This is a genomic window from Streptomyces sp. NPDC014991 (assembly GCF_043080665.1).
Lineage (GTDB): Bacteria > Actinomycetota > Actinomycetes > Streptomycetales > Streptomycetaceae > Streptomyces.
This window is the reverse complement of the sequence record NZ_JBIBVY010000008.1, coordinates 207,696-226,996: the sequence shown is the minus strand read 5'-3', so window position 1 is coordinate 226,996 and position 19,301 is coordinate 207,696. Positions and strand designations below refer to the sequence as shown.

The following is a 19,301-nucleotide window of genomic DNA, read 5'->3' as shown; positions in this document are numbered from 1 at the left end:
CCGGCGCCCGCGCGCCGGCACCCAGGGAGTGAGTTCGGTTGTCGACCGCCATCGTCACCGGTCAGCCGGTGCCCGGATCGTCACTCGAGAACGATCTGCGGTCCCTCGGCTTCGACGTGCGCGTGGCCGCCGACGCCGCCGAGGCGGAGACCCTGCTGGCCGCCGTGCCCGCCGACCGGCGCGTGGCCCTGGTCGACTCCCGCTTCGTCGGCCACCCGCACGCCCTGCGTCTCGGACTGACCGACCCGCGCTTCCCGCTCGCCGCCGTCCCCGGAGCGGTCACCGCCCAGCCGGCCGCCCGGCAGGCGCTCACCCGGGCCGTGGCGCGCGAGACCTCCGCGGGCACCGGTACGGCCGGCGAGCCGGCGGCGCTCGCACCGGGCGGCGCCCCCGCGCTCGCCCCGGACAGCCTCGCCGACCACGTCGTCACCGCCCTCGACGCCGAGGGCGGCGCCGTGCACCGGCCCGAGCTGGGCAGTCTGGTCGCCACCGTGCCCGCCGACCCGCAGGCCCGCAACGAGGCCCGGCAGGCCGTCGCCGCAGTGGACGACGAGGCCGTACGCCTGAAGTCGGCAGTGAAGTCCCGCGACGGCTTCTTCACCACGTTCTTCATCAGCCCCTACTCGCGCTACCTCGCCCGCTGGTGCGCCCGTCGCGGCCTGACCCCGAACCAGGTCACCACCGCCTCGCTCCTCACCGCCCTGATAGCGGCCGGCTGCGCGGCCACCGGCACCCGCGGCGGCTTCGTCGCGGCCGGCGTGCTGCTCATCGCGTCCTTCGTGCTCGACTGCACCGACGGCCAGCTCGCCCGCTACGCGCTCAAGTACTCCACGCTCGGCGCCTGGCTCGACGCCACCTTCGACCGGGCCAAGGAGTACGCCTACTACGCCGGCCTCGCGCTCGGCGCGGCCCGCGGCGGGGACGACGTGTGGGCGCTCGCGCTCGGCGCGATGATCCTCCAGACCTGCCGGCACGTGGTCGACTTCTCCTTCAACGAGGCCAACCACGACGCCACCGCCAACACCAGCCCCACCGCCGCCCTCTCCGACAAGCTCGACAGCGTCGGCTGGACGGTCTGGCTGCGCCGCATGATCGTGCTGCCGATCGGCGAGCGCTGGGCGATGATCGCCGTGCTCACGGCCGCGACGACCCCGCGGATCACCTTCTACGTCCTGCTCGCCGGCTGCGCCTTCGCGGCCACCTACACGACGGCCGGCCGCGTGCTGCGCTCGGTGACCCGACGGGCCCGGCGTACCGACCGGGCGGCGCAGGCGCTCGCCGACCTCACCGACTCCGGCCCGCTCGCCGAGACGATCGGGCGCGTGGCCGGGCGGGGCCTGCCCGGTCTCGCCGTGCCCGCCGTCGCCCTGCTCGGCGGTGCCGCGGTCGTCGCCTCCTCGGCGCTGACCGGGTTCGGCGGTGTCCTGCCGGTCGCCGGCGCCCTCGTGTACGTCCTCACCTCCGCCCTCGCCGTCGCCCGCCCCCTCAAGGGCGCCCTCGACTGGCTGGTGCCGCCCTTCTTCCGGGCCGCCGAGTACGGCACCGTGCTCGCCCTGGCCGGCAGAGCGGGGGTGAACGGGGCCCTTCCCGCGGCCTTCGGCCTGGTGGCCGCCGTCGCCTACCATCACTACGACACGGTGTACCGCATCCGCGGCAACGCCGGAGCGCCCCCGGCCTGGCTGGTGCGTGCCGTCGGGGGGCAGGAAGGGCGGACGCTGCTCGTCACCGTCCTGGCCGCGGTGCTCACCGCCTCGCAGTTCAAGGCCGCGCTCACGGTCCTCGCCGTGGCCGTCGCCCTGCTGGTGCTCGTCGAGAGCATCCGCTTCTGGGTGTCCGCCCACAAGGGTGGCGCGCCCGCCGTACACGATGAAGGAGAACCCGCATGATCGGCCTCGTGCTGGCGGCCGGCGCCGGACGGCGTCTGCGCCCCTACACCGACAGCCTTCCCAAGGCTCTGGTGCCGGTGGGCCCCGCGGGCATAGAGGGCGAACCGACGGTTCTGGACCTGACCCTCGGCAACTTCGCCGAGATCGGGCTGACCGAGGTCGCGGTCATCGTCGGCTACCGCAAGGAGGCCGTGTACGAGCGCAAGGCGGCCCTGGAGCGGAAGTACGGCCTGAAGCTCACGCTCATCGACAACGACAAGGCGGAGGAGTGGAACAACGCCTACTCGCTGTGGTGCGGCCGTGACGCCCTGAAGGACGGCGTCATCCTCGCCAACGGCGACACCGTGCACCCGGTCTCCGTGGAGCGGACGCTGCTCGCCGCCCGCGGCGAGGGCAGGCGGATCATCCTCGCGCTGGACACCGTCAAGTCCCTCGCCGATGAGGAGATGAAGGTCGTCGTCGACCCCGCCAAGGGCGTCCGGAAGATCACCAAGCTGATGGACCCGGCCGAGGCGACCGGCGAGTACATCGGTGTCACCCTGATCGAGGGCGACGCCGCCCCCGAGCTGGCGGACGCGCTGAAGACGGTGTGGGAGACCGACCCGCAGCAGTTCTACGAGCACGGATACCAGGAGCTGGTGAACCGCGGCTTCAGGATCGACGTCGCGCCGATCGGCGAGGTCCCGTGGGTGGAGATCGACAACCACGACGACCTCGCCCGGGGACGGGAGATCGCGTGCCAGTACTGACCCGGCTCATTCCCTCGCCGGTCGTCGTGGACATCCGCCCGGGTGCCCTCGACGACCTGGCCTGTGTCCTCGCCGACGAGCGCATCTCCCAGTCGGGCCGGCTCGCCATCGCCGTCAGCGGCGGGTCGGGCGCCCGGCTCCGCGACCGGATCGCCCCCTCGCTGCCCGGCGCCACCTGGTACGAGGTCGACGGCGGCACCATCGACGACGCGGTCCGGCTGGCGGGCGACATAAAGGCCGGCCACTACGACGCGGTCGTCGGCCTCGGCGGCGGGAAGATCATCGACTGCGCCAAGTTCGCGGCGGCCCGCGTCGGCCTGCCGCTGGTCGCCGTCGCCACGAACCTCGCGCACGACGGTCTGTGCTCGCCGGTCGCCACCCTCGACAACGACGCGGGCCGCGGCTCGTACGGCGTGCCGAACCCGATCGCGGTCGTCATCGACCTGAACGTGATCCGCGAGGCGCCCGTCCGGTTCGTGCGCTCCGGCATCGGCGACGCCATCTCCAACATCTCCGCGGTCGCGGACTGGGAGCTGTCCCACCGCGTCAACGGCGAGAAGATCGACGGCCTGGCCGCCGCCATGGCCCGTCAGGCCGGCGAGGCGGTGCTCAGGCACCCTGGCGGGGTCGGTGACGACGGCTTCCTCCAGGTACTGGCCGAGGCGCTGGTCCTCACCGGCATCGCCATGTCGGTGTCGGGTGACTCCCGCCCGTCCTCCGGCGCCTGCCACGAGATCAACCACGCCTTCGACCTGCTCTACCCCAGGCGGGCGGCCGCCCACGGCGAGCAGTGCGGCCTCGGCGCCGCCTTCGCGATGTACCTGCGCGGCGCGCACGAGGAGTCGGCGTACATGGCCGGGGTGCTGCGCCGGCACGGGCTTCCGGTGCTGCCGGAGGAGATCGGCTTCACGGTGGACGAGTTCGTCCGCGTGGTGGAGTTCGCCCCGGAGACCAGGCCCGGCCGCTACACGATCATCGAACACCTCGACCTCAAGACGAACCAGATCAAGGACATCTACGCCGACTATGTCAAGGCCATCGGTAGCTGAACTCCGTCCGGTCGTCCACCCCGCGGGGGTGAAGGACCGGCGCAGCGGTGAGCACTGGGCGGGACGCCTCTACATGCGTGAGGTGTCCCTGCGTGTCGACCGCTACCTGGTCGACACCAGGGTCACGCCCAACCAGCTCACGTACCTGATGACCGTCTGCGGCGTGCTCGCGGCCCCGGCCCTGCTGGTGCCGGGGATCGCGGGCGCCGTCCTCGGGATCGTCGCCACCCAGCTGTACCTCCTGCTGGACTGCGTCGACGGCGAGATCGCCCGCTGGAAGAAGCAGTACTCGCTCAGCGGGGTCTACCTGGACCGCGTGGGCGCCTACCTCACCGACGCGGCCGTGCTGGTCGGCCTGGGCCTGCGCGCCGCCGACCTGTGGGGCAGCGGCCGCATCGACTGGCTGTGGGCCTTCCTCGGCACCCTCGCCGCGCTCGGCGCCGTCCTGATCAAGGCCGAGACCGACCTGGTCGGCGTCGCCCGCCACCAGGCCGGGATGCCGCCCGTGCAGGACGCGGCGGGCGTCGCCGAGCCGCGTTCCGCGGGCATGGCGCTGGCCCGCCGCGCCGCCTCGGCGCTGCGGTTCCACCGGCTCATCCTCGGCATCGAGGCCTCGCTGCTCATCCTGGTCCTCGCCATCGCGGACCAGGCCCGCGGCGACCTGTTCTTCACCCGTCTGGGCACCGCCGTCCTCGCCGGCATCGCCGTGCTCCAGACGCTGCTGCACCTGGTGTCCGTCCTCGCGTCCAGCAGGCTGCGGTGAGTGCCGTGAAGGTCGGCGCCGTCATCATCACCATGGGCAACCGGCCCGAGGAGCTGCGGGCCCTGCTCGACTCCGTCGCCAAGCAGGACGGCGACCCGGTCGAGGTCGTCGTCGTCGGCAACGGCTCGCCGGTCCCGGACGTGCCGGCCGGCGTACGCACCGTCGAGCTGCCCGAGAACCTGGGCATCCCCGGCGGCCGCAACGTCGGCATCGAGGCCTTCGGTCCCAGTGGCCGCGACGTGGACATCCTGCTCTTCCTCGACGACGACGGCCTGCTCGCCCGGAACGACACCGCCGAGCTGTGCCGGGAGGCCTTCGCCGCCGACCCGGCACTCGGCATCATCAGCTTCCGCATCGCCGACCCCGGCACCGGCGAGACCCAGCGCCGGCACGTGCCCCGGCTGCGCGCCGCCGACCCGATGCGCTCCTCCCGGGTCACCACCTTCCTCGGCGGCGCCAACGCCGTACGCACCCGCGTCTTCGCCGAGGTCGGCGGGCTCCCGGACGAGTTCTTCTACGCCCACGAGGAGACCGACCTGGCATGGCGGGCCCTCGACGCGGGCTGGATGATCGACTACCGGTCCGACATGGTGCTGTACCACCCGACGACCGCGCCCTCGCGGCACGCGGTCTACCACCGCATGGTCGCCCGGAACCGCGTCTGGCTGGCCCGCCGCAACCTGCCCGCCCTCCTGGTCCCCGTCTACCTCGGGGTCTGGCTGCTGCTCACCCTCCTGCGCCGCCCTTCGCGGCCGGCCCTGAAGGCCTGGTTCGGCGGGTTCCGGGAAGGCTGGAGCACACCGTGCGGTCCACGCCGCCCGATGCGCTGGCGTACGGTGTGGCGCCTCACCCGACTGGGCCGTCCCCCGGTCATCTGACAAGCTCGTCCGTGAGGGCCCGTGCGCCCGCCGACGGACGCACCGGACGACGAACTCGAACGCGAACCCGAAGACGAAAGTTTCCACCTGTGAGTGAGACCACGCACGACGGCACGGTCGCGGTGACCGCGGCCCCGTCGCCCGACGAGGGACCGACAGCGGACCAGCTGGCCGCCAGGTACGGGCTGACCGTCAGCGGCGCCCGGCCCTCGCTCGTGGAGTACGTCCGTCAGCTGTGGGGGCGCCGCCACTTCATCCTCGCCTTCTCCCAGGCGAAGCTGACGGCCCAGTACAGCCAGGCCAAGCTCGGCCAGCTGTGGCAGGTGGCCACGCCGCTGCTGAACGCGGCCGTGTACTTCTTCATCTTCGGCGTGATCCTGCAGGCCAGCCGCGGGATGTCCCGGGACGTCTACATCCCGTTCCTGGTCACCGGCGTGTTCGTGTTCACCTTCACCCAGAGTTCGGTGATGTCCGGGGTCCGGGCGATCTCCGGGAACCTCGGCCTGGTGCGGGCCCTGCACTTCCCGCGCGCGTCGCTGCCGGTCTCCTTCTCGCTCCAGCAGCTCCAGCAGCTGCTGTTCTCGATGATCGTGCTGTTCGTCGTGGCGATCGGCTTCGGCAGCTACCCGAGCGTGTCCTGGCTGCTCATCGTGCCCGTGCTGGTGTTCCAGTTCCTGTTCAACACCGGGCTGGCGATGATCGTGGCCCGCATGGGCGCCAAGACGCCGGACCTCGCGCAGCTCATGCCGTTCCTGCTGCGCACCTGGATGTACACCTCCGGCGTCATGTTCTCGATCAACAAGATGCTGGAGGGGCGCCCCGAGTGGATCGTCCGGCTGCTCCAGGTCAACCCGGCCGCGATCTACATGGACCTGATGCGGTTCGCGCTGATCGACGGCTACGGTGCCTCGAACCTGCCGCCGCACGTGTGGGCCATCGCCCTGTTCTGGGCCCTGGCGGTCTTCGCCGGCGGCTTCGTGTACTTCTGGAAGGCGGAGGAGCGGTACGGCCGTGGCTGAACACGACAACGGCGAGCGTCGCCCGACGGTCATCGCCGACGAGCTGCACATCGTCTACCGCGTCAACGGCGCCAGGACCGGCAAGGGCAGCGCGACGGCGGCCCTGAGCCGGATCCTCAGACGCGGCTCCGACGACGCGGGGCGCGGGGTGCGCAAGGTGCACGCCGTGCGGGGGGTGTCCTTCGTCGCGTACCGCGGCGAGGCCATCGGGCTGATCGGTTCCAACGGTTCCGGCAAGTCCACCCTGCTGCGTGCCATCGCCGGCCTGCTGCCCGCCGAGAAGGGCAAGGTCTACACCGACGGCCAGCCCTCCCTGCTCGGCGTCAACGCGGCCCTGATGAACGACCTCACCGGCGAGCGCAACGTCATCCTCGGCGGCCTCGCCATGGGCATGTCCCGGGAGCAGGTCAAGGAGCGCTACCAGGACATCGTCGACTTCTCGGGCATCAACGAGAAGGGCGACTTCATCACCCTGCCGATGCGCACGTACTCCTCCGGCATGGCCGCCCGGCTGCGGTTCTCCATCGCCGCCGCCAAGGACCACGACGTGCTCATGATCGACGAGGCGCTGGCCACCGGTGACCGCAAGTTCCAGAAGCGCTCGGAGGAGCGCATCCGGGAACTGCGCAAGGAGGCCGGAACGGTGTTCCTGGTCAGTCACAACAACAAGTCGATCCGCGACACCTGCAACCGTGTGCTGTGGCTGGAGCGCGGTGAACTGCGCATGGACGGACCCACCGACGAGGTCCTGAAGGAGTACGAGAAGTTCACGGGCAAGTGACCCGTTTCGGCCAGGGCCCCGCCGGTATCCGTCCGGCGGGGCCCTGCGTCTGCAAAGGAAACGTCAACTCCCGCTGGGCTCAGGAATCTTGGAGCCAATCGGTGTGTTGTTGTGATGTGCGGGACACCCCGGCGATCCGTGCCGCGTTGTACAACGTAAGCTGTACCGGCGCCGGAACCCGGCAAGTGGGGCGATAACGCACGACACCCTCCGTCGGGGCGCCTCGCGCGCGGCCGGGCGGCGTGTCCGAAATAGTGTGTATTAGGTCGGCAGTGTAGAACGGGAGATGTGACGGCAATGGCTACGGAGACTCCCTTGCTCGACGCAGCATGTGCCGTCCCCGCCCCGGGCAGCGTGCGATGACGGCCGCCACCGACCCGGCGCCGGACCCGGTACGCGCCACCCTGGACAAGGCCGCGAGCGAGAACTTCCCCGTGGCCCCCTTCTTCCTGCCCCGGGCATGGCGCGACGACCTCATGGCCGTCTACGGTTTCGCCCGTCTGGTGGACGACATCGGCGACGGCGACCTCGCCCCCGGTGGTGGCGACGCCCGCCTGCTCGGCGTGTCGCCGGACGAGGCCGAGGACCGGCTGGTCCTCCTCGACGCCTTCGAGACCGACCTGCGCCGCGTCTTCGACGGCACCCCGCGCCATCCGCTGCTGCGCCGCCTCCAGCCGACCGTCCGCCGCCACGCCCTCACGCCCGAACCCTTCCTCGGGCTGATCGCCGCCAACCGCCAGGACCAGCTCGTCACCCGCTACGAGACCTACGACGACCTCCTCGCCTACTGCGAGCTGTCCGCCAACCCCGTCGGCCGCCTCGTCCTCGCCGTCACCGGCACCTCGACCCCCGAGCGCATCCGGCGCTCCGACGCGGTCTGCACCGCCCTCCAGATCGTGGAGCACCTCCAGGACGTCGCCGAGGACCTCGGCCGCGACCGGATCTACCTGCCCGCGCAGGACATGAAGCGCTTCCACGTCCAGGAGAGGGACCTCGCCGTGAAAACCGCGGGCGCATCGGTGCGCGCCCTGGTTGCATATGAAGCACAACGCGCCGGCGATCTGCTGAATGAAGGCGCCCCCCTGGTGGGTAGCGTCCACGGCAGGCTGAAACTGCTGCTCGCGGGGTTCGTGGCGGGGGGGAGGGCGGCGATCCGGGCGATCGCCGCCGCCGAGTTCGACGTACTTCCCGGTCCGCCCGAGCCCGGCACGCTCCGGTTGCTGCGTGAGGCGGGCGTGATCCTGCGAGGAAAGGGGTGATCCGGACCGTGGATTCTCCGCAGCACGTGTCCGCACCGGTACTCGCCGCCTACAGCTACTGCGAGACCGTCACCGGGCAGCAGGCCCGCAACTTCGCCTACGGCATCCGGCTGCTGCCGACGGCCAAGCGCCGCGCCATGTCGGCGCTGTACGCGTTCTCCCGGCGGGTCGACGACATCGGCGACGGCGACCTGGCCGGCGAGGTCAAACTGGGCCGCCTCGAGGACACCCGCACGCTGCTCGCCCGGGTCAGGGACGGCAAGGTCGAGGAGGACGACACCGACCCGGTGGCCGTCGCCCTCGCCCACGCGGCACAGGCCTTCCCGGTCCCGCTCGGCGGCCTGGACGAGCTGATCGACGGCGTCCAGATGGACGTGCGCGGACAGACCTACGAGACCTGGGACGACCTGAAGGTCTACTGCCGGTGTGTCGCCGGTGCCATCGGCCGCCTCTCGCTCGGCGTGTTCGGCACCGAAGCCGGGGCCCGCGGCGCGGAGCGCGCACCCGAGTACGCCGACACCCTCGGTCTCGCGCTCCAGCTCACCAACATCCTCAGGGACGTCCGCGAGGACGCCGACGGCGGCCGCACCTATCTGCCCGCCGACGACCTCGCCAAGTTCGGCTGCTCGGCCGGGTTCCACGGGCCGACGCCGCCGGACGGCTCCGACTTCGCGGGCCTCGTGCACTTCGAAGTACGCCGCGCCCGCGCCCTGTTCGCCGAGGGCTACCGACTGCTGCCCATGCTCGACCGGCGCAGCGGCGCCTGCGTGGCCGCGATGGCCGGCATCTACCGCCGGCTGCTCGACCGCATCGAGCGCGACCCGGCGGCCGTGCTGCGCGGCCGGGTCTCGCTGCCCGGACACGAGAAGGCCTACGTCGCCGTGCGCGGCCTGTCCGGGCTCGACACCCGGCACGTGACCCGCCATGTCTCCCGGCGGTCCGTCAGGAGGCGCGCCTGATGGACCTCCCGGGACCGGACGGCAGAGGCCGGGCAACCCTCCGCCGCGGCGCGGCGTCCCTCACTGTGACAGCCGGGCGTGCACCGTTCAACCGGCACGCACGGAAGGACGCACGATGAGCGACGGCCCACGCCCCGCACCGGCGCACGCCGCGACCCCGCAGCCGGCGGGCCGCAGCGCCGTCGTGGTCGGCGGCGGCCTCGCCGGCATCACCGCGGCGCTCGCCCTCGCCGACGCCGGCGTCCGCGTCACCCTGCTCGAAGGCAGACCCCGCCTGGGCGGCCTCGCCTTCTCCTTCCGGCGCGGCGAGCTGACCGTCGACAACGGCCAGCACGTCTACCTGCGCTGCTGCACCGCCTACCGCTGGTTCCTCGACCGGATCGAGGGCGCGGCGCTGGCGCCGCTCCAGGACCGCCTGGACGTGCCCGTCGTCGACGTCACCAAGCCCGCCGGCAGGCGGCTCGGCCGGCTGCGGCGCGACCCGCTGCCCGTCCCCCTCCACCTGGGGCGCAGCCTGGCCGCCTATCCGCACCTCTCGCTCGCCGAGCGCGCGGCCGTCGGACGGGCCGCGCTCGCGCTGAAGGGACTCGACCCCGCCGATCCGGCCCTGGACGCACAGGACTTCGGCAGCTGGCTGGCCGCGCACGGCCAGTCGGCACGCGCCATCGAGGCCCTGTGGGACCTGGTCGGGGTCGCCACCCTCAACGCGGTCGCGGGCGACGCCTCGCTGGGGCTCGCCGCGATGGTGTTCAGGACCGGTCTGCTGTCCGCCCCGGGCGCGGCCGACATCGGCTGGGCCCGCGTCCCGCTGGGCGAACTGCACGACCGGCTGGCCCGCAGGACGCTCGACTCCGCGGGCGTCCGTACCGAGGTCCGTACACGCGTCACCTCCCTCTCCCTCAACGCAAACGGGGCCTGGAGCGTTCAGGTTCCCGGCGAGACGCTGGAGACCGACGCCGTCGTCCTCGCCGTACCCCAGCGCGAGGCCCACGAACTGCTGCCGTCCGGCGCCCTCGACGCGCCGCGGCGGCTGCTGGAGATCGGCACCGCGCCGATCCTCAACGTCCACGTCGTCTACGACCGCCGGGTCCTGGCGAAACCCTTTTTCGCCGCACTCGGCACCCCGGTGCAGTGGGTCTTCGACCGCACCGACGCCTCGGGACTGCGTACCGGCCAGTACCTCGCCCTGTCCCAGTCGGCCGCGCAGGACGAGATCGACACCCCGGTCGCCGAACTGCGTCAGCGCTACCTGCCCGAGCTGGCACGACTGATCCCGGCGACGCGTACGGCCGTCGTGGAGGACTTCTTCGTGACCCGGGAGCGCACGGCCACGTTCGCCCCCGTCCCCGGCGTCGGGCGGCTGCGGCCCGGCGCCCGCACCAAGGCCCCCGGCCTGTACCTGGCCGGAGCGTGGACCGCCACCGGGTGGCCCGCGACCATGGAGAGTGCGGTCCGCAGTGGAGTGAGCGCGGCCGACGCCGCGCTCGGCGCCCTGGGCCGGCCCCGCCCCCGCCGCCTCTTCGGCTTCGAGGAGGCGACCTGATGCCCGGTCAGCGGGCGGCAGGCCCCCGCACCCCCGGTACCGCAACAAGAGGAGAGACTGTGCCCACTGTGCCCCCGGCCTCGACGCCCGCTCCACGGGCCGCGGTGGACGTGACCGCGCTGCTGGAGCGCGGCCGGACCCTGGCCACACCGGTCCTGCGTGCGGCCGTCGACCGCCTGGCGCCTCCCATGGACACCGTCGCCGCCTACCACTTCGGCTGGATCGACGCCGCCGGCAACCCCGCCGACGGCGACGGCGGCAAGGCCGTCCGCCCCGCGCTCGCCGTTCTCTCCGCCGAGGTCACCGGCGCCGCACCCGAGGCGGGCATCCCGGGCGCGGTCGCCGTCGAACTCGTGCACAACTTCTCCCTGCTGCACGACGACCTGATGGACGGCGACGAGCAGCGCCGGCACCGGGACACCGTCTGGAAGGTGCACGGGCCCGCCCAGGCCATCCTGGTCGGTGACGCCCTGTTCGCCCTCGCCAACGAGGTCCTGCTGGAACTCGGCACCGTCGAGGCCGGCCGCGCCACCCGTCGGCTGACCAGCGCCACCCGCGCCCTGATCGACGGTCAGGCCCAGGACATCTCCTACGAGCACCGCGACCGCGTCAGCGTCGAGGAGTGCCTGGAGATGGAGGGCAACAAGACCGGCGCGCTGCTCGCCTGCGCCTCCTCCATCGGCGCGGTCCTCGGCGGAGCCGACGACGCCACCGCCGACGCGCTGGAGCGCTACGGATACCACCTCGGCCTCGCCTTCCAGGCCGTCGACGACCTCCTCGGCATCTGGGGCGACCCGGAGGCCACCGGCAAGCAGACGTGGAGCGACCTGCGCCAGCGTAAGAAGTCCCTGCCGGTGGTGGCCGCGCTCGCGGCCGGCGGCCCCGCCTCGGACCAGCTCGGGGAGATCCTCGCCGCCGACGCCAAGAGCAGCGACTTCGCGAACTTCTCCGAGGAGGAGTTCGCGGCCCGCGCGGCCCTCATCGAGGAGGCCGGCGGCCGCGAATGGACGGCGCGGGAGGCGCGCCGTCAGCACACCATCGCCGTCGAGGCCCTCGACGCCGTCGACATGCCCGACCGGGTGCGGGACTCCTTCACGGCCCTCGCCGACTTCGTCGTCGTACGGAAGCGGTGACCGTCACCGGCTCGACAAGCCTCGCGTAGTCGCCGGCCGGTGACACCGGCCGACGGCGTTCCCACAGCAGCACGACTCGCACGACTGCACGAAGGGGAAGCCATGACAGCGACGACCGACGGAAGCACCGGGGCGACCTTGCCGTCCCGCGCTGCCGCGGCCAGCGACACCACCTTCACCATCCCCGAGGCGACCGGGGTACACGAAGCCGCCGCACGCGCCGCGCAGCGCGCCACCGACTTCCTGCTGGCCCGGCAGGACGCCCAGGGCTGGTGGAAGGGCGACCTGGAGACGAACGTCACCATGGACGCCGAGGACCTGCTGCTGCGTCAGTTCCTGGACATCCTGGACGAGAACACCACGCAGGCCGCCGCCAGGTTCATCCGCGGCGAGCAGCGTGACGACGGCACCTGGGCCACCTTCTACGGCGGGCCCGGCGACCTGTCCGCCACCGTCGAGGCCTACGTCGCCCTCCGGCTGGCCGGTGACGCGCCCGACGCCCCCCACATGGCGAAGGCGTCGGCCTGGGTGCGCGAGCGCGGCGGCATCGCCGCCGCCCGCGTGTTCACCCGGATCTGGCTCGCCCTGTTCGGCTGGTGGAAGTGGGAGGACCTGCCCGAACTCCCGCCGGAACTCATCTGGTTCCCCACCTGGATGCCGCTCAACATCTACGACTTCGGCTGCTGGGCCCGGCAGACCATCGTGCCGCTCACCATCGTCTCGGCCAAGCGCCCGGTCCGCCCGGCGCCCTTTCCGCTGGACGAGCTGCACACCGACCCCGCCCAGCCCAACCCGCCCAGGCCCCTTGCTCCGCTGGCGAGTTGGGACGGAGCTTTCCAGCGGCTTGACAAGGCGCTGCACCGGCTGCGCAAGGTCGCCCCGCGCAGGGTGCGCAAGGCGGCGATGGACTCGGCGGCCCGCTGGATCATCGAACGCCAGGAGAACGACGGCTGCTGGGGCGGTATCCAGCCGCCGGCCGTGTACTCGGTCATCGCCCTGTACCTGCTGGGCTACGACCTCCAGCACCCCGTGATGCGTGAGGGCCTCGCCTCCCTGGACCGTTTCGCGGTCTGGCGCGAGGACGGCGCCCGGATGATCGAGGCCTGCCAGTCCCCGGTGTGGGACACCTGCCTGGCCACCATCGCCCTCGTCGACGCCGGGCTCCCGGTCGACCATCCGCAACTGGTCAAGGCGGCCGACTGGATGCTCGGCGAGGAGATCGTCCGGCCCGGCGACTGGGCCGTCAAACGCCCTCATCTCCCGCCCGGCGGCTGGGCGTTCGAGTTCCACAACGACAACTACCCGGACATCGACGACACCGCCGAGGTCGCGCTCGCGCTGCGCCGGGTCCGTCACCACGACCCCGAGCGCGTGGACCGGGCCATCGGCCGGGCGGTCCGCTGGAACCTGGGCATGCAGTCGAGGAACGGCGCCTGGGGCGCGTTCGACGCCGACAACACCAGCCCGTTCCCCAACCGGCTGCCGTTCTGCGACTTCGGTGAGGTCATCGACCCGCCGTCCGCGGACGTCACCGCGCACGTCGTGGAGATGCTCGCCGCCGAGGGCCTGGCCCACGATCCACGCACCCGGCGCGGCATCGCCTGGCTGCTCGCCGAACAGGAGCCCGACGGCTCCTGGTTCGGCCGCTGGGGCGTCAACTACCTCTACGGCACCGGGTCGGTGGTGCCCGCGCTCACCGCGGCCGGACTGCCCGGCTCGCACCCGGCGATCCGGCGGGCCGTGGTCTGGCTGGAGAGCGTCCAGAACGACGACGGCGGCTGGGGCGAGGACCTGCGCTCCTACAGGTACGTCAAGGAGTGGAGCGGCCGCGGCGCCTCCACCGCCTCCCAGACCGCGTGGGCGCTGATGGCACTGCTCGCGGCGGGTGAGCGGGACTCCAAGGCCGTGGAGCGCGGCGTCCGGTGGCTGGCGACCACCCAGCGGGCGGACGGCACCTGGGACGAGCCCTACTTCACCGGCACCGGTTTCCCCTGGGACTTCTCCATCAACTACCACCTGTACCGGCAGGTGTTCCCGCTGACCGCGCTCGGCCGGTACCTCCACGGGGACCCCTTCGAGCGGCAGCCGCTCGCCCGGGCCGTGAAACCGCTCACCGGGGCCAAGGGGGCCTGACGTGAGCAACCCGCCCGTCCCCGCCCCGCTCCTGATCGCCTGCGCGCTCGGCATCGAGCACCTCGCCCTGCGCGCCGGCGACAGGAGCGGGGCGGACGGGCCGGTCACCCTCGTCCGTACGGGCATGGGCCCCCGTGCGGCGGAACGCTCCGTCATCCGGCACCTCGGCGACCCGGTCCTGGCCGGCGCGGCCGTCCTGGCCACCGGCTTCTGCGCCGGACTCGCCCCCGGCATGCACCCCGGCGACCTCGTCGTCGCCGAGGAGACCCGGGACCCGCGCGGGACCGTCCCGTGCGCGGGTACCGCGCCGCTGGTGGCGGAACTCGTGCGCCGGCTGCCCGGACGTACGGTGCACACCGGCCCGCTCACCGGCTCCGACCACGTGGTCCGGGGACACGAGCGGTCCGAACTGCTCGCGACCGGCGCGATCGCGGTCGACATGGAGTCGGCGGCGACGCTCCTCGCGGCCGTCCGCGCGGGCCCGCGCCCGGTTGCGGCCGTCCGGGTGGTCGTGGACGCTCCCGAACACGAACTCGTCCGGATCGGCACGGTGCGCGGTGGAATATCAGCTTTCCGTGTTCTCCGTTCCGTTCTTCCCGCTTTTTTCGAATGGCACCGTTCTTTGCCGCTCCCCCGGAGGTGAGCCAGATGGCCATGCCGTTGCGTCAGTCCATCAAGGTCGCTACATACCTGGCTGAACAGAAGCTGCGCAGGCGGGACAAGTTCCCGCTCATTGTCGAGCTCGAACCGCTCTTCGCCTGCAATCTCAAGTGCGAGGGCTGTGGCAAGATCCAGCATCCCGCCGGTGTGCTCAAGCAGCGCATGCCGGTCGCGCAGGCCGTGGGCGCGGTGCTGGAGTCCGGCGCGCCCATGGTGTCCATCGCCGGCGGCGAACCGTTGATGCATCCCCAAATCGACGAGATCGTGCGGCAGTTGGTGGCCAGGAAGAAGTTCGTCTTCCTGTGCACCAACGCGCTGCTGCTGCGCAAGAAGATCGACAAGTTCACGCCGTCGCCCTACTTCGCCTTCGCGGTGCACATCGACGGCCTGCGCGAGCGGCACGACGCCTCCGTGGCGAAGGAGGGGGTGTTCGACGAGGCGGTGGAGGCCATCAAGGAGGCCAGGCGGCGTGGCTTCCGGGTGACCACCAACTCCACCTTCTTCAACACCGACACCCCGCAGACGATCATCGAGGTGCTCAACTTCCTCAACGACGACCTCCAGGTCGACGAGATGATGATCTCGCCCGCGTACGCCTACGAGAAGGCACCCGACCAGGAGCACTTCCTCGGTGTCGAGCAGACCCGCGAGCTGTTCAGGAAGGCCTTCGCGGGAGGCAACCGCCGCAAGTGGCGGCTCAACCACTCCCCGCTCTTCCTGGACTTCCTGGAGGGCAAGGTCGACTTCCCGTGCACCGCGTGGGCAATCCCCAACTACTCGCTCTTCGGCTGGCAGCGCCCCTGCTACCTGATGAGCGACGGGTACGTGCCGACGTACCGCGAGCTGATCGAGAAGACCGACTGGGACAAGTACGGCCGCGGCAAGGACCCGCGCTGCGCCAACTGCATGGCGCACTGCGGGTACGAGCCCACGGCCGTCCTCGCCACCATGGGGTCCCTGAAGGAGTCGCTGCGGGCGATGCGCGAGACCGTCTCCGGGAACCGGGACTGACGCGATGACCGCCGTCCCCTCGGGTGGTTCCCGAGGGACCGGCGCGTGGGGATCCGCCGCACCGGCAGTCGCGGCGGATCCGGGCCGGGCCGGTGGCGGTCGGGGGCGCCGGCCCGGTGCGGTGCGGCGGAACAGACGGGTTGAGGCGATGCGCGGACCGAGAGGGGGCCGAGCGTGACGATTCTGGAGAGCATCCGGGGACCACGCGACCTGAAGGCGCTGTCCGAGGCGAGGCTCGGTGAACTGACTGACGAGATACGCGAGTTCCTGGTGCACGCGGTGTCGAGAACCGGCGGCCACCTCGGACCCAATCTGGGCGTGGTGGAACTCTCCGTCGCGCTCCACCGGGTCTTCGACTCACCCGTCGACCGCATCCTGTGGGACACCGGCCACCAGAGTTACGTACACAAACTGCTGACGGGACGGCAGGACTTCTCGAAACTGCGCGGCAAGGGCGGTCTGTCCGGCTACCCCTCGCGTGCGGAGTCCGAGCACGACGTCATCGAGAACAGTCACGCCTCCACCGCGCTGGGCTGGGCCGACGGCCTCGCCAAGGCCCGTCAGGTGCGGGGGGAGAAGGGCCATGTGGTCGCCGTCATCGGGGACGGCGCGCTGACCGGAGGCATGGCCTGGGAGGCGCTCAACAACATCGCCGCCGCGAGGGACCGGCCGCTGATCATCGTCGTCAACGACAACGAGCGGTCGTACGCCCCCACCATCGGCGGCCTCGCCGGCCACCTGGCCACCCTGCGCACCACCGACGGCTACGAGAAGGCCCTCGCCTGGGGCAAGGACGTGCTCCGGCGCACCCCGGTCGTCGGCAACACGCTCTACGAGTCCCTGCACGGCGCGAAGAAGGGCTTCAAGGACGCCTTCGCCCCGCAGGGCATGTTCGAGGACCTGGGCCTGAAGTACGTCGGCCCTGTCGACGGCCACGACATCGGCGCCGTCGAGTCCGCGCTGCGCCGGGCGAAACGCTTCCACGGCCCCGTCCTGGTCCACTGCCTCACCGAGAAGGGCCGCGGCTTCGAGCCCGCTCTCGCCCACGAGGAGGACCACTTCCACACCGTCGGCGTGATGGACCCGCTGACCTGCGCACCGCTGCTGCCCTCCCGGGGGCCGTCCTGGACCTCGGTGTTCGGCGACGAGATCGTGCGGATCGGGGAGGAGCGGGAGGACGTCGTCGCCATCACGGCGGCCATGCTGCACCCGGTGGGCCTCGGCGAGTTCGCCGAACGCTTCCCGGACCGGGTGTGGGACGTGGGCATCGCCGAGCAGCACGCGGCCGTCTCCGCGGCCGGGCTCGCGACCGGCGGCCTGCACCCGGTCGTCGCCGTCTACGCCACCTTCCTCAACCGCGCCTTCGACCAGCTGCTGATGGACGTCGCCCTGCACCGCTGCGGGGTCACCTTCGTCCTGGACCGGGCCGGCGTCACCGGCGTGGACGGCGCCTCCCACAACGGGATGTGGGACATGTCCGTCCTCCAGGTCGTCCCGGGGCTGCGGATCGCCGCCCCGCGCGACACCGACCAGCTGCGCGCGCAGCTGCGCGAGGCGGTCGCCGTGGACGACGCGCCGACCCTGGTCCGCTTTCCCAAGGAGACCGCCGGCCCGTCCGTCCCGGCCCTCGACCGGGTCGGCGGCATGGACGTCCTGCACCGCGCCGACCGCCCCGACGTGCTCCTCGTCGCCGTGGGCGTGATGGCCCCGGTGTGCCTCCAGGCGGCCGAGCTGCTCGAAGCCCGCGGCCTCGGCTGCACGGTGGTGGACCCGCGGTGGGTCAAGCCCGTCGACCCCGCCCTGCCCGGACTCGCGGCCGGCCACCGGATGGTGGCCGTGGTCGAGGACAACAGCCGCGCGGCGGGCGTCGGTTCGGCCGTGGCTCTGGCCCTCGGCGATGCCGACGTCGACGTGCCGGTACGGCGGTTCGGTATCCCGGAGCAGTTCCTCGCACACGCCAGACGCGACGAGGTGCTGGCCGACATCGGCCTCACGCCCGTCGAGATCGCCGGCCGGATCAGCGCCGGTCTGGCCGCCAAGGACGCCGACGGCACAGCCAAGGAGAGTGAATGACCACCGAGTTCGACCTCGGCGCCCTGCTCGCCCAGCGCGGAACCGAACGCTACGAGCTGCACGCCAGGCATCTCAACCCGCAGCTCCCGCGCATGCTGCACACCATCGGTTTCGACAAGGTCTACGAGCGGGCGGAGGGCGCCCACTTCTACGACGCCGACGGCAACGACTACCTGGACATGCTTGCCGGGTTCGGGGTCATGGGGCTCGGCCGTCACCACCCGGTCGTCCGCAAGGCGCTGCACGACGTCCTGGACATGGACCTCGCCGACCTCACCCGCTTCGACTGCCAGCCACTGCCCGGCCTGCTCGCCGAGCGGCTGCTGGCCCACAGCCCGCACCTGGACCGGGTGTTCTTCGGCAACAGCGGCACCGAGGCGGTCGAGACGGCCCTGAAGTTCGCCCGGTACGCCACCGGAAGGCCCCGCATCCTCTACTGCCACCACGCCTTCCACGGCCTGACCACCGGGTCGCTGTCGGTCAACGGCGAGAGCGGCTTCCGGGACGGCTTCGACCCGCTGCTGCCCGACACGGCCGTACCCCTCGGTGACCTGGACGCGCTCGCCCGGGAGCTGAGCAAGGGCGACGTGGCCGCCCTGATCGTCGAGCCCATCCAGGGCAAGGGCGTGCACGAGACCCCGCCCGGCTATCTGCGCGCCGCGCAGGAGCTGCTGCGCCGGTACCGGGCGCTGCTCATCGTCGACGAGGTGCAGACCGGGCTCGGCCGCACCGGCGACTTCTACGCCTACCAGCACGAGGACGGCGTCGAACCCGACCTGGTGTGCGTGGCCAAGGCGCTGTCCGGCGGCTATGTCCCGGTCGGTGCCACCCTCGGCAAGGAGTGGATCTTCAGGAAGGTCTACTCGTCCATGGACCGCGTCCTGGTCCACTCGGCGAGCTTCGGCTCCAACGCCCAGGCGATGGCGGCCGGCCTGGCCGTGCTGTCGGTGATGGAGAACGAGCAGATCGTCGCCGGGGTGCGCAGGACGGGTGAGCTGCTGAAGTCCCGGCTGACCGCGCTCATCGACAGGTACGAGCTGCTCGCCGACGTCCGCGGGCGGGGCCTGATGATCGGCATCGAGTTCGGCCGGCCGTCCTCGCTGGCGCTGCGCAGCCGCTGGACGGTGCTCCAGGCGGCACGCAAGGGGCTGTTCGCGCAGATGGTCGTCGTCCCGCTGCTGCAACGGCACCGGATCCTCACCCAGGTCTCCGGCGACCACCTGGAGGTGATCAAGCTCATCCCGCCGCTGGTCGTCGACGAGGCCGACGTTGACCGGTTCGTGGACGCCTTCACCGCGGTGATGGACGACGCGCACAGCGGGAGCGGCCTGCTGTGGGACTTCGGCAAGACCCTGATCAAGCAGGCGGTGGCGAACCGCTGACGGCGGGCCGTCCGGCCGGTCGG

17 protein-coding genes are annotated in these 19,301 nt (G+C 72.0%); all 17 read left to right on the top strand.

Annotated elements, in window-relative coordinates; all coding sequences use genetic code 11:
* Positions 1-38: 38 nt before the first annotated feature.
* The 17 genes from ACF1BE_RS15750 (at position 39) to ACF1BE_RS15670 (ending at position 19,278) form a co-directional block, all read left to right on the top strand.
* Complete coding sequence (locus ACF1BE_RS15750; RefSeq protein ID WP_392199580.1) at positions 39-1,886, top strand: DUF5941 domain-containing protein; 1,848 nt, start codon at positions 39-41, stop codon at positions 1,884-1,886.
* Positions 1,883-2,635, top strand: a complete 753-nt coding sequence (locus ACF1BE_RS15745) for a sugar phosphate nucleotidyltransferase (RefSeq protein ID WP_392199579.1) — start codon at positions 1,883-1,885, stop codon at positions 2,633-2,635. Before ACF1BE_RS15750 ends, ACF1BE_RS15745 begins: the two co-directional genes overlap by 4 nt.
* A complete protein-coding gene (locus ACF1BE_RS15740) occupies positions 2,623-3,684 on the top strand; it encodes an iron-containing alcohol dehydrogenase family protein (RefSeq protein ID WP_392199578.1) in 1,062 nt (353 codons plus the stop codon). The genes ACF1BE_RS15745 and ACF1BE_RS15740 overlap by 13 nt, the downstream gene beginning before the upstream one ends.
* On the top strand, positions 3,662-4,447 hold the full coding sequence (locus ACF1BE_RS15735) for a CDP-alcohol phosphatidyltransferase family protein (RefSeq protein ID WP_392199577.1): 786 nt from the start codon (positions 3,662-3,664) through the stop codon (positions 4,445-4,447). The genes ACF1BE_RS15740 and ACF1BE_RS15735 overlap by 23 nt, the downstream gene beginning before the upstream one ends.
* 5 nt (positions 4,448-4,452) lie before the next feature.
* A complete protein-coding gene (locus ACF1BE_RS15730; protein WP_392199648.1) occupies positions 4,453-5,325 on the top strand; it encodes a glycosyltransferase family 2 protein in 873 nt (290 codons plus the stop codon).
* Between the two features lie 89 nt (positions 5,326-5,414).
* Positions 5,415-6,344 (top strand): ABC transporter permease, encoded by a 930-nt coding sequence (locus ACF1BE_RS15725; protein WP_392199576.1) that lies wholly within the window; start codon positions 5,415-5,417, stop codon positions 6,342-6,344.
* Positions 6,337-7,125 (top strand): ABC transporter ATP-binding protein, encoded by a 789-nt coding sequence (locus ACF1BE_RS15720; RefSeq protein WP_392199575.1) that lies wholly within the window; start codon positions 6,337-6,339, stop codon positions 7,123-7,125. The genes ACF1BE_RS15725 and ACF1BE_RS15720 overlap by 8 nt, the downstream gene beginning before the upstream one ends.
* A 359-nt stretch (positions 7,126-7,484) precedes the next feature.
* Positions 7,485-8,384: a squalene synthase HpnC gene (gene hpnC, locus ACF1BE_RS15715; RefSeq protein WP_392199574.1), complete on the top strand. Its 900-nt coding sequence runs from the start codon at positions 7,485-7,487 to the stop codon at positions 8,382-8,384.
* A complete protein-coding gene (hpnD, locus tag ACF1BE_RS15710; protein WP_392199573.1) occupies positions 8,381-9,343 on the top strand; it encodes a presqualene diphosphate synthase HpnD in 963 nt (320 codons plus the stop codon). The genes hpnC and hpnD overlap by 4 nt, the downstream gene beginning before the upstream one ends.
* Complete coding sequence (locus ACF1BE_RS15705; protein WP_392199572.1) at positions 9,343-9,462, top strand: DUF6380 family protein; 120 nt, start codon at positions 9,343-9,345, stop codon at positions 9,460-9,462. Before hpnD ends, ACF1BE_RS15705 begins: the two co-directional genes overlap by 1 nt.
* On the top strand, positions 9,459-10,886 hold the full coding sequence (gene hpnE, locus ACF1BE_RS15700; RefSeq protein WP_392199571.1) for a hydroxysqualene dehydroxylase HpnE: 1,428 nt from the start codon (positions 9,459-9,461) through the stop codon (positions 10,884-10,886). Before ACF1BE_RS15705 ends, hpnE begins: the two co-directional genes overlap by 4 nt.
* Entirely contained in the window at positions 10,886-12,019 is a 1,134-nt protein-coding gene (locus ACF1BE_RS15695) for a polyprenyl synthetase family protein (protein ID WP_392199570.1), read from the top strand. The genes hpnE and ACF1BE_RS15695 overlap by 1 nt, the downstream gene beginning before the upstream one ends.
* Positions 12,020-12,121: 102 nt before the next feature.
* A complete protein-coding gene (gene shc / locus ACF1BE_RS15690) occupies positions 12,122-14,152 on the top strand; it encodes a squalene--hopene cyclase (protein WP_392199569.1) in 2,031 nt (676 codons plus the stop codon).
* A gap of 1 nt (position 14,153) precedes the next feature.
* Complete coding sequence (locus tag ACF1BE_RS15685) at positions 14,154-14,795, top strand: 1-hydroxy-2-methyl-2-butenyl 4-diphosphate reductase (protein ID WP_392199568.1); 642 nt, start codon at positions 14,154-14,156, stop codon at positions 14,793-14,795.
* Positions 14,796-14,800: 5 nt separating this feature from the next.
* The gene (gene hpnH / locus ACF1BE_RS15680; RefSeq protein ID WP_392199567.1) at positions 14,801-15,823 is read left to right on the top strand and encodes an adenosyl-hopene transferase HpnH; all 1,023 of its coding nucleotides are present in this window, start codon (positions 14,801-14,803) and stop codon (positions 15,821-15,823) included.
* A 174-nt stretch (positions 15,824-15,997) separates the two neighbouring features.
* Entirely contained in the window at positions 15,998-17,896 is a 1,899-nt protein-coding gene (dxs, locus tag ACF1BE_RS15675; RefSeq protein ID WP_392199566.1) for a 1-deoxy-D-xylulose-5-phosphate synthase, read from the top strand.
* On the top strand, positions 17,893-19,278 hold the full coding sequence (locus ACF1BE_RS15670) for an aspartate aminotransferase family protein (RefSeq protein WP_392199565.1): 1,386 nt from the start codon (positions 17,893-17,895) through the stop codon (positions 19,276-19,278). Before dxs ends, ACF1BE_RS15670 begins: the two co-directional genes overlap by 4 nt.
* Positions 19,279-19,301: the final 23 nt, after the last annotated feature.

Bases quoted from the DNA above. Each gene is read 5' to 3' on its own strand.
- ACF1BE_RS15745 (WP_392199579.1), top strand. From the start codon at position 1,883: ATGATCGGCCTCGTGCTGGCGGCCGGCGCCGGACGGCGTCTGCGCCCC.
- ACF1BE_RS15735 (WP_392199577.1), top strand. From the start codon at position 3,662: ATGTCAAGGCCATCGGTAGCTGAACTCCGTCCGGTCGTCCACCCCGCG.
- hpnC (WP_392199574.1), top strand. From the start codon at position 7,485: ATGACGGCCGCCACCGACCCGGCGCCGGACCCGGTACGCGCCACCCTG.
- ACF1BE_RS15705 (WP_392199572.1), top strand. From the start codon at position 9,343: ATGGACCTCCCGGGACCGGACGGCAGAGGCCGGGCAACCCTCCGCCGC.
- hpnE (WP_392199571.1), top strand. From the start codon at position 9,459: ATGAGCGACGGCCCACGCCCCGCACCGGCGCACGCCGCGACCCCGCAG.
- ACF1BE_RS15695 (WP_392199570.1), top strand. From the start codon at position 10,886: ATGCCCGGTCAGCGGGCGGCAGGCCCCCGCACCCCCGGTACCGCAACA.
- shc (WP_392199569.1), top strand. From the start codon at position 12,122: ATGACAGCGACGACCGACGGAAGCACCGGGGCGACCTTGCCGTCCCGC.
- hpnH (WP_392199567.1), top strand. From the start codon at position 14,801: ATGGCCATGCCGTTGCGTCAGTCCATCAAGGTCGCTACATACCTGGCT.
- ACF1BE_RS15670 (WP_392199565.1), top strand. From the start codon at position 17,893: ATGACCACCGAGTTCGACCTCGGCGCCCTGCTCGCCCAGCGCGGAACC.